This is a genomic window from Kitasatospora sp. NPDC057518 (assembly GCF_042802075.1).
Lineage (GTDB): Bacteria > Actinomycetota > Actinomycetes > Streptomycetales > Streptomycetaceae > Kitasatospora.
This window is the reverse complement of the sequence record NZ_JBHVEU010000429.1, coordinates 1-7,642: the sequence shown is the minus strand read 5'-3', so window position 1 is coordinate 7,642 and position 7,642 is coordinate 1. Positions and strand designations below refer to the sequence as shown.

At 71.8% G+C, this 7,642-nt stretch carries 8 protein-coding genes and 1 pseudogene; 2 read left to right on the top strand and 7 right to left on the bottom strand.

The window, feature by feature from the left end:
• Window positions 1–67: 67 nt before the first annotated feature.
• The 3 genes and pseudogenes from ACFU7Z_RS32115 to ACFU7Z_RS32105 form a co-directional block, all read right to left on the bottom strand.
• A complete protein-coding gene (locus ACFU7Z_RS32115) occupies window positions 68–871 on the bottom strand; it encodes a DUF3710 domain-containing protein (protein WP_049657098.1) in 804 nt (267 codons plus the stop codon).
• 2 nt (window positions 872–873) lie between these two features.
• Window positions 874–1,408 (bottom strand): annotated as a pseudogene (dut, locus tag ACFU7Z_RS32110) (dUTP diphosphatase).
• On the bottom strand, window positions 1,405–1,983 hold the full coding sequence (locus ACFU7Z_RS32105; protein ID WP_049657100.1) for a PaaI family thioesterase: 579 nt from the start codon (window positions 1,981–1,983) through the stop codon (window positions 1,405–1,407). The pseudogene dut and the gene ACFU7Z_RS32105 overlap by 4 nt, the downstream one beginning before the upstream one ends.
• Window positions 1,984–2,117: 134 nt before the next feature.
• On the opposite strand from ACFU7Z_RS32105, the gene ACFU7Z_RS32100 reads away from it, so the two are divergent.
• A complete protein-coding gene (locus ACFU7Z_RS32100) occupies window positions 2,118–2,567 on the top strand; it encodes a DUF3093 domain-containing protein (RefSeq protein WP_380781349.1) in 450 nt (149 codons plus the stop codon).
• A 268-nt stretch (window positions 2,568–2,835) separates the two neighbouring features.
• On the opposite strand, the gene ACFU7Z_RS32095 is transcribed toward ACFU7Z_RS32100, so the two are convergent.
• From ACFU7Z_RS32095 to ACFU7Z_RS32080, 4 genes are all read right to left on the bottom strand, one after another.
• Complete coding sequence (locus ACFU7Z_RS32095; protein ID WP_030285479.1) at window positions 2,836–3,135, bottom strand: DUF4193 domain-containing protein; 300 nt, start codon at window positions 3,133–3,135, stop codon at window positions 2,836–2,838.
• Window positions 3,136–3,607: 472 nt separating this feature from the next.
• Window positions 3,608–4,591 carry an acyl-ACP desaturase gene (locus tag ACFU7Z_RS32090; RefSeq protein WP_049657095.1) on the bottom strand — a complete coding sequence of 328 codons (984 nt, stop codon included), beginning with the start codon at window positions 4,589–4,591 and terminating at the stop codon, window positions 3,608–3,610.
• A 229-nt stretch (window positions 4,592–4,820) separates the two neighbouring features.
• The gene (locus ACFU7Z_RS32085) at window positions 4,821–6,119 is read right to left on the bottom strand and encodes a HAMP domain-containing sensor histidine kinase (RefSeq protein ID WP_053112333.1); all 1,299 of its coding nucleotides are present in this window, start codon (window positions 6,117–6,119) and stop codon (window positions 4,821–4,823) included.
• 73 nt (window positions 6,120–6,192) lie between these two features.
• On the bottom strand, window positions 6,193–6,846 hold the full coding sequence (locus tag ACFU7Z_RS32080) for a response regulator transcription factor (RefSeq protein WP_049657097.1): 654 nt from the start codon (window positions 6,844–6,846) through the stop codon (window positions 6,193–6,195).
• Between the two features lie 444 nt (window positions 6,847–7,290).
• On the opposite strand from ACFU7Z_RS32080, the gene ACFU7Z_RS32075 reads away from it, so the two are divergent.
• The gene (locus tag ACFU7Z_RS32075) at window positions 7,291–7,476 is read left to right on the top strand and encodes a hypothetical protein (protein ID WP_030057688.1); all 186 of its coding nucleotides are present in this window, start codon (window positions 7,291–7,293) and stop codon (window positions 7,474–7,476) included.
• Window positions 7,477–7,642: the final 166 nt, after the last annotated feature.

Below are 7,642 nucleotides of genomic sequence, written 5' to 3'. Positions count from 1 at the left end.
CTTCCCGGGAGCCCGGGCAGGGGCGATCAGTGCCGATCAGGGCCGGCCGAAACCGGCCCGAACCGGGTCAGCGAACCTCGGTGATCTCCGGGCCGCGCGCGAACGGGTCGAGCGCGGTACCGCCGAAGCGGTTCTCGCCCTCACCGGCGGCGGCGGTCGCCCCGCCACCGTCGGCGACCATCTGGGCGTCCTCGGGAAGCTTCAGGACGATCGGGTCGCGGGGAGCCATCGGGGACTCGCCGCGCACGACGACCGTCTGCCGGAAGACCTGCTCCAGGATCCCGGCCATCTCCGGCTGCACGGCGGCCTGGCCCGAGATCACGCCGCGCAGGAACCAGCGCGGACCGTCGCAGCCGACGAACCGCACCAGCTGCACGCCCTGGGTGCCGTCCGGCAGCTGCACGGGGACCCGGGCGCGGAGGTGCCAGCCGAGCGGGCCCTCCTCCTCCTCGATGAGGCCGCCCTGCGAGGTGATGCCGTTGGCGATCTCCTCCCGGACCTCCCCCCAGATGCCCTCCGACTTCGGGGCCGCGAAGGCCTGGAGCTGGATGGCGCTGTTTCCGAGCACAAGGGTTGCCGCCACGATCGCGTCACCGGCGACCTCGACGCGCAGCTCCATGCCCTCGACGCCGGGGACCAGCAGACCCCCGAGGTCGACGCGCCCCTCCTCGGGGTTCTCCAGCTCGGAGTGGTCCCACGGACCGTCCGGCCGGGGGGCCGGCGGCAGGCCGACCCTGTCGGCCGGGTCCAGCTCGGTCACGTTCTCGCTCTCGGCGGAACCTTCGACGTCATCGGCCGTCTCGTCGGCGCTGATGGCGTCGTCGGCGAGCTGCTCGACAGCGTCCTCGCTCTTCTGGCGACGACGGAACACGGTCACTGCCCTTCCCGGTCCAAGACCGATGCGAATGCCTGCTCGGCTTCCTGCGAGGCCGCGGGCATGCTAGACCGCGGCATGGCCGCCGGTCGACCCGAACCCGCCCTCGGCGCGTGCCGACCCAGGCAGCTCCTCCACCTCGTGGAAACGGGCCTTCTCGACCTGCTGGATCACCAGCTGGGCGATTCGGTCCCCTCGGCGGAAGCTGACCCCCTCGCGCGGGTCCAGATTGACGACGATCACCTTGATCTCTCCACGGTACCCGGCATCGACCGTCCCCGGGGCGTTCACGAGGGCAACACCGCAACGAGCTGCCAGGCCCGACCGGGGGTGGACGAAGGCCGCGTAGCCGTCCGGCAGGGCGATCGCGATGCCGGTGGGCAGCATGACCCGCTCGCCGGGGGCCAGCTCTGCGTCGACGGTGGTGCGCAGGTCGGCACCGGCGTCCCCGGGCTGCGCGTAGGCGGGCAGCGGCAGCTCGGGGTCGATGCGCTTGATCAGGACGTCCAGCTGCGGGCGGGGGGTGTCGCTCAAGGGTTCACCTCAAAGGCTCGTGCGCGCTTCATCAGATCCGGGTCGTCGAGGACCTTCTCGATGTCCTCGGGACGACCGTGCGTGGTGAAGTGTTCCAGCTTTACCTGGATGAAGAGGGCCTGGGACCGGACGGCGACCGGCCCGTCCGGTCCGCCGATCCGCGCCTCGGCGGCGCTGTAGATCTTGCGGCCGTGCACACCGGTGATCCAGGCGCGCAGGTGCAGCACCGAGTCGACGGGCACCGGGCTGAGGAAGTCGGTCTCCAGCCGGCCGGTCACGGCGGGGGCGTGCAGCAGCCAGTTGAGCGTGCCGAGGGTCTCGTCCATGGCGGTGGTCAGCAGCCCGCCGTGGGCCAGGCCGGGGCCGCCCTGGTGGGCGTCGCGGACGGCGAACTCGGCGGTGACGTCGAGTCCCTCGCCGGCGACCGCGTCGATCCGCAGGCCGCCGGGGTGCTGCGGGCCGCAGCCGAAGCAGTGCTCGTAGTGGGAGCCGAGCCGGGTGCCGGGGGCGGGCGCCTGGGGGTGGCGCTCCGGCAGGACGGCGTCCGGCGGCGGGGTGGTCGGGGACGGCGGTATGGCGGGCGCCGGCCGGTCGGTGGGGGTGCTGGGGGCTGTCGTACCGGTCACGGGGCCCCAGCCTACCCAGGGGTAGCGGGCCTCCGGTGGGGGTGGCGTCCCGGGCCGGACGTCAGGGCGACCACAATGGAGGCATGTACGACGAACGCCTCACGGTGCCGCGCTCCTGGTGGCTGCTCCCGATCGCGCTGGGTCTCACGTTCGCGCTGATCCTGATCCGGGTCAGCGGTCCGGCCGCGCTGATCGGACTGGTGGTCGGCATCGCCGCCGGCGCGGTCGCGATCAGCAGCTACGGCTCGGCCCGCATCCGCGTGGTCCGGGGCTCCCTGGTGGCCGGCCCGGCCCGGATCCCGGTGGACGCGCTCGGCGACGCGCAGGCGCTGAGCCCCGCCGAGGCGGCGGCCTGGCGCGGCCGGAAGGCCGATCCGCGCGCCTTCATGCTGCTGCGCAGCTACGTCCCGACGGCGCTGCGGGTCGAGGTGACCGATCCGACCGACCCGACGCCGTACCTCTACCTGTCGACCCGCTCGCCGATGAAGCTGGCGGAGGCGCTGGAGGACGCCCGGCGCGGCGCCCGCACCTGAGGCGGACCGGGCCGGCCGCGAGGCGGTCGGGCCCGGACACGAGCCGGACGGAAGAGGCCGGACAAACGGAGAGGGACGGTTCCGCTGCTGCGGGACCGTCCCTACGACTTTGTCCTGACCGGTCGACCGGCCGACTCCGTCCTCCCGGGCCCGTCCAGACGGACGATGCCCGGACCTGCCGTCCGGCCCCGCTGCCCGGGGCCGGAAGGAGCGGTGTACCGGTCCCGCGGGCGCAGCCGCGGGCACCGGGTCCTGTCCGCCGCGGTGCTCAGGCGCCGCAGTCCCGGCAGATCGGGTTGCCGTTCTTCTCGCTGTAGAGCTGGCTGCGGTGGTGCACGAGGAAGCAGCTCATGCAGGTGAACTCGTCCGCCTGCTTCGGCAGGACACGGACGGCGAGCTCCTCGTTCGAGAGGTCGGCACCGGGGAGCTCCATGCCCTCGGCGGCGTCGAACTCGTCGACGTCGACAGAGCTGCCGCCCTTGTCGTTCCGCCGAGCCTTGAGCTCCTCGATGCTGTCTTCGTTGAGCTCGTCGTCGGTCTTGCGTGGGGTGTCGTAGTCGGTTGCCATTTTTCGCTCTCCCCCTCCGGGTTGTGCGGTGTGTGCGGTATCTCCAGCGCACGTAACGCATGGGGGGTCGGTCTTGTGCCCGACCCGAGGCGGAGATTTTGCCTTACTTCAAGCCCTGTTACTCAATCGACACTCAGCCCGGGCTCCATCGGGGTGATCCCCAGGGCTGTGGAAGGCCTCACGCTGGGCCATCACCAGCCTTCCGGGGACCCGGTAAACCGACCACGCACAGTGAGCACAATCGGTGTGGATGTCTGGGGAATCCCTTGTCCATCAGGGATGCCGACCGATTCCGCGGACCGACCGGTGACCGGAATCCGGTCACGGACGGCGATCGACACCCCTGATCAGGTGATCACTCTCCGGGGTTGCCCGGAATCGTGGAGCGACACGGTGTGAGCTTGGTCACGTTCAGAATCATCCAGGGCAAACCGCGGGAAATCCACCCACTCCGACCGCTCGGTCCAGCATCTCAGCCGGCGTTCCTCCGGGCCTCCCGGCGTGCCAGCAGGGCGGCCTGGCGCTCCTCGAACTTCCGGGCCTGGCCGTCCAGCCCATCGAGGAAGACGCCCAGCTCGTTCTGCGCCAGCAGGCCCTCCGGGCCGAGCCCGCCGATCTCCATCACCTTGAGGTGGCGCAGCACCGGCTGGAGCACGTCGTCGTGGTGGATGCGCAGGTTGTACACCCCGCCGAGGGCGATCTGCGCGGCGGCGCGCTCGAAGCCGGGGATGCCGTGGCCGGGCATCCGGAAGTCGGTGACCACGTCGGCGACGGCCCGCATGGCCTGGTCCGGGGCGATCTCCAGGGCGGCCTTCAGCAGGTTCCGGTAGAAGACCATGTGCAGGTTCTCGTCGTTGGCGATCTTCGCCAGCAGCTGCTCGCACAGCGGGTCGCCGGCGTACCTGCCGGTGTTGCGGTGCGCGATGCGGGTGGCGAGCTCCTGGAAGGCCACGTACGCGACGGAGTGCAGCATGCTGTGCGCGTTGTCGGACTCGAAGCCCTCCGACATGTGGCTCATCCGGGCCCGCTCCAGCTCCACCGGGTCGACCGCGCGGGTGGCGAGCAGGTAGTCGCGAATGGCTATTCCGTGCCGGCCCTCCTCGGCCGTCCAGCGGTGCACCCAGGTGCCCCAGGCGCCCTCGCGGCCGAACATGGTCGCGATCTCGTGGTGGTAGCTGGGCAGGTTGTCCTCGGTCAGCAGGTTGACCACCAGCGACACCCGGCCGACCGGGGTCACCTTGGAGTGCTCCAGCGACCAGGCCTCGCCGCCCAGCACGCCGTCGAAGTCGCGGCCCTGGCTCCACGGGACGAACTCGTGCGGCATCCACTCCTTCGCCACGCCCAGGTGGCGGTTGAGCTCCTTCTCGACGACCTCTTCGAGGGCGAGGATCAGCCGCGCGTCGGTCCAGCCGCTCGCGACGAGCGGGGAGCTGCTCTGCACAGGGGCGATGGTCACGGTGGTGCTCCTGAGGGGACGGCACGCGCTGGGACGGGCGCGCTGGACGGGGACACGTCGTGGACCCGTCGGCGGGGCGCCGACGGACTCACCTACGGTTGCGTAGGTTACGACACCGTAAGTTGCTCGGGCCGGAAAAGACAAGCCGCCCCCGCCAGGCCTTATGTCGTCTTGACGGGCCTGGCGGGGGCGGCTGGAAACGGTCGCCCGCGGAAGGGGCGTTCGACCCTTACGGCGAGGGGATGCGGACCCTCATGGTGAGGCCGCCGCCGGCGCGCGGCGTGGCCTCGATGGTGCCGCCGTGGGCGCGCACCACCGAGCGGACGATGGACAGGCCGAGCCCGACCCCCTTGTCGCTGCGGGTGCGGTCGGCGCCCTTGACCCGGCGGAACGGCTCGAAGATGTGCTCCAGCTCGTACCCGGGCACCACCGGGCCGGTGTTGGAGACCACCAGCTCGCCGCCGCCGGGCACCGCGGTGGTGGCCAGCTCGACCCAGCCGCCCGGGGTGTTGTACCGGACGGCGTTCTGCAGCAGGTTGAGCGCGAGCCGCTCCAGCAGCACGCCGTTGCCGGCGGCCATCGCCGGATCGAGCTTCGAACGCAGCTCGACCTCGCGCTTGTCGGCCTCGCCCCGGGTCTGCTCCAGCGCCCGGGTGGCCACCTCGGACAGCTCCACCGGGCGCCGGTCGGTCAGCTCGTTCTCGCTGCGGGCGAGCAGCAGCAGGCCCTCGACGAGCTGCTCGCTGCGCTCGTTGGTGGCCAGCAGGGTCCTCCCCAGCTGCTGGAGGTCGGAGGAGGTCGCCGGGTCGGAGAGCTGGACCTCCAGCAGGGTGCGGTTGATCGCCAGCGGGGTGCGCAGCTCGTGCGAGGCGTTGGCGACGAAGCGGCGCTGGGAGTCGAAGGAGCGGTCCAGCCGGTCCAGCATGCCGTCGAAGGTGTCGGCGAGCTCCTTGAGCTCGTCGTCCGGGCCGTCCAGCTCGATCCGGCGGTGCAGGTCGGAGGAGGCCACGTCGCGGGCGGTGCGGGTGATCCGGCCGAGCGGGCGCAGGACCCGGCCGGCCATCGCGTAGCCCGCCGCGAAGGCGATCACGGCGAGGCAGAGCAGCATGGTCAGCGACTTGCGCAGCAGGGTGTTGAGCGCGGAGTCGGAGCGCGCCAGGAAGTCGGCGGCCTGCAACTGGTTGTAGCTCGTGCTGTTCATCGTGGAGTGGACGCCGTCCGGGCCGGTGACCTGGATGCTGCCGTCGAAGACCAGGTTGCGCGGCGCCAGGTACGAGACGGCGTCCTGGAAGAACACGTACATCAGCAGCAGCAGCACCACGCCGGCCATCAGGAACATCCCGCCGTAGAGCAGGGTGAGGCGCATCCGGATGGTGGGGCGGAAGGGGAACCAGGCGAGCATGCCGTCGCCGGGGACGTAGGACCCGGGGCGGTGGACGCGCGGCGGGGTCAGGGGCTTCGGCGGGACGGCACGTGGGCCGCCGGCGGGCGCGCCGGAGGCCCCGCCGGCCGGGGGCGGGGTGGTCATGATGGTCCTCTCGGGGCGTCCGCCGGGGCGGGCGCTTACGGCGGGGAGTCTCGGGGTGGGCGGACTCCGGTCGTCAGATCCGGTAGCCGGAGCCCGGCACGGTGACGATCACCGGCGGGTCCCCGAGCTTGCGGCGCAGCGTCATCACGGTGACGCGCACGACGTTGGTGAACGGGTCGGTGTGCTCGTCCCAGGCCTTCTCCAGGAGCTGCTCGGCGGAGACGACGGCACCGCCGGCCCGCATCAGCACCTCCAGGACGGCGAACTCCTTGGGGGCGAGCTGGACGGTGCGCCCGTCGCGGATCACCTCGCGCCGGCCGGGGTCGACCGAGATGCCGGCCCGCTCCAGTACCGGGGGCAGCGGGATGGTCGCGCGGCGGCCCAGCGCCCTTACCCGGGCGACGAGTTCGCTGAAGGCGAACGGCTTCGGAAGGTAGTCGTCCGCGCCGATCTCCAGGCCCTCGACCCGGTCGCTGATGTCGCCGGAGGCGGTCAGCATGATCACCCGGGTGGCCAGGCCCTGCTCGACCACCTTGCGGCAGACGTCGTCCCCGTGGACCAGCGGAAGATCGCGGTCCAGGACGACGACGTCGTAGTCGTTGACCGCGATGCGCTGGAGCGCGGCCTCCCCGTCGTACACAACGTCGACGGCCATCGCCTCGCGGCGCAGACCGGTCGCGACGGCCTCTGCAAGCAGCTGCTCGTCCTCGACGACGAGAACCCGCACGGTCGTTGTCCCTTCTCCAGGCCGGCCCCGGAAGCGGACGCACGGCTCCGACGGTGCCTCCATCCTGCCTGGTCGGGCGGTAAAGCAGCGATAAGCTGCCCCTCGGGCACGGAACCCGGGTCCGCGGCGGTCACTGTTCGCATCCGCACCACTCCGCTTGGACTGTGACACGGGCAACTTTCTCGCGCCGAAAGGTTTCCCCGCCCTGGGGGCGGGGAGGACAGCTGCACACCCGCGATCTGGCTGACGGCCGATCGCACCCACCCGCCGTGCGTTCATCCGCGCCGGCCCTGGGGCTGGGACATCACCGGGAGCGGCCGAAGGGCCGTCTCCGCACCCGTCCGGACTGCCACCACCTTCCGGCCTGGGTGCTTTCACCGGCTGGACCTTCCCCGGGGCGGAGAGCGCACGACCGTGCACGTCCGACACAGTAAGGGGGCCCGTATGGACGCCTTCAAGGCCGGAATCCTGCAGCGCATAGCCAACGCCGAGCAGGACCTGCACCGCGCGATCGAGGCCGGGGACGAGTTCCTCGCCGAGGTGGAGCAGTCCGAGCTGGACGACCTCCGCCGACTCGCCGCCGAGCACGGCGTGGACACGGTGCTGGAGCGCCACCGCACCGCTGCCTGACCCGTCCGGCACACCGACCCGTCGCCGGACCTCCGGCACCAGCGGCCCTACGGGGGCCGTGCGAAACCCAGGCCCTGGCATCCCCCGTATGTCAGGGCTCTTCGCATGTCCGGGGCCTTCGCACCCGGACCCGTCGCACGTCCGGGCCGTCCCGCCGCCGGGTTCC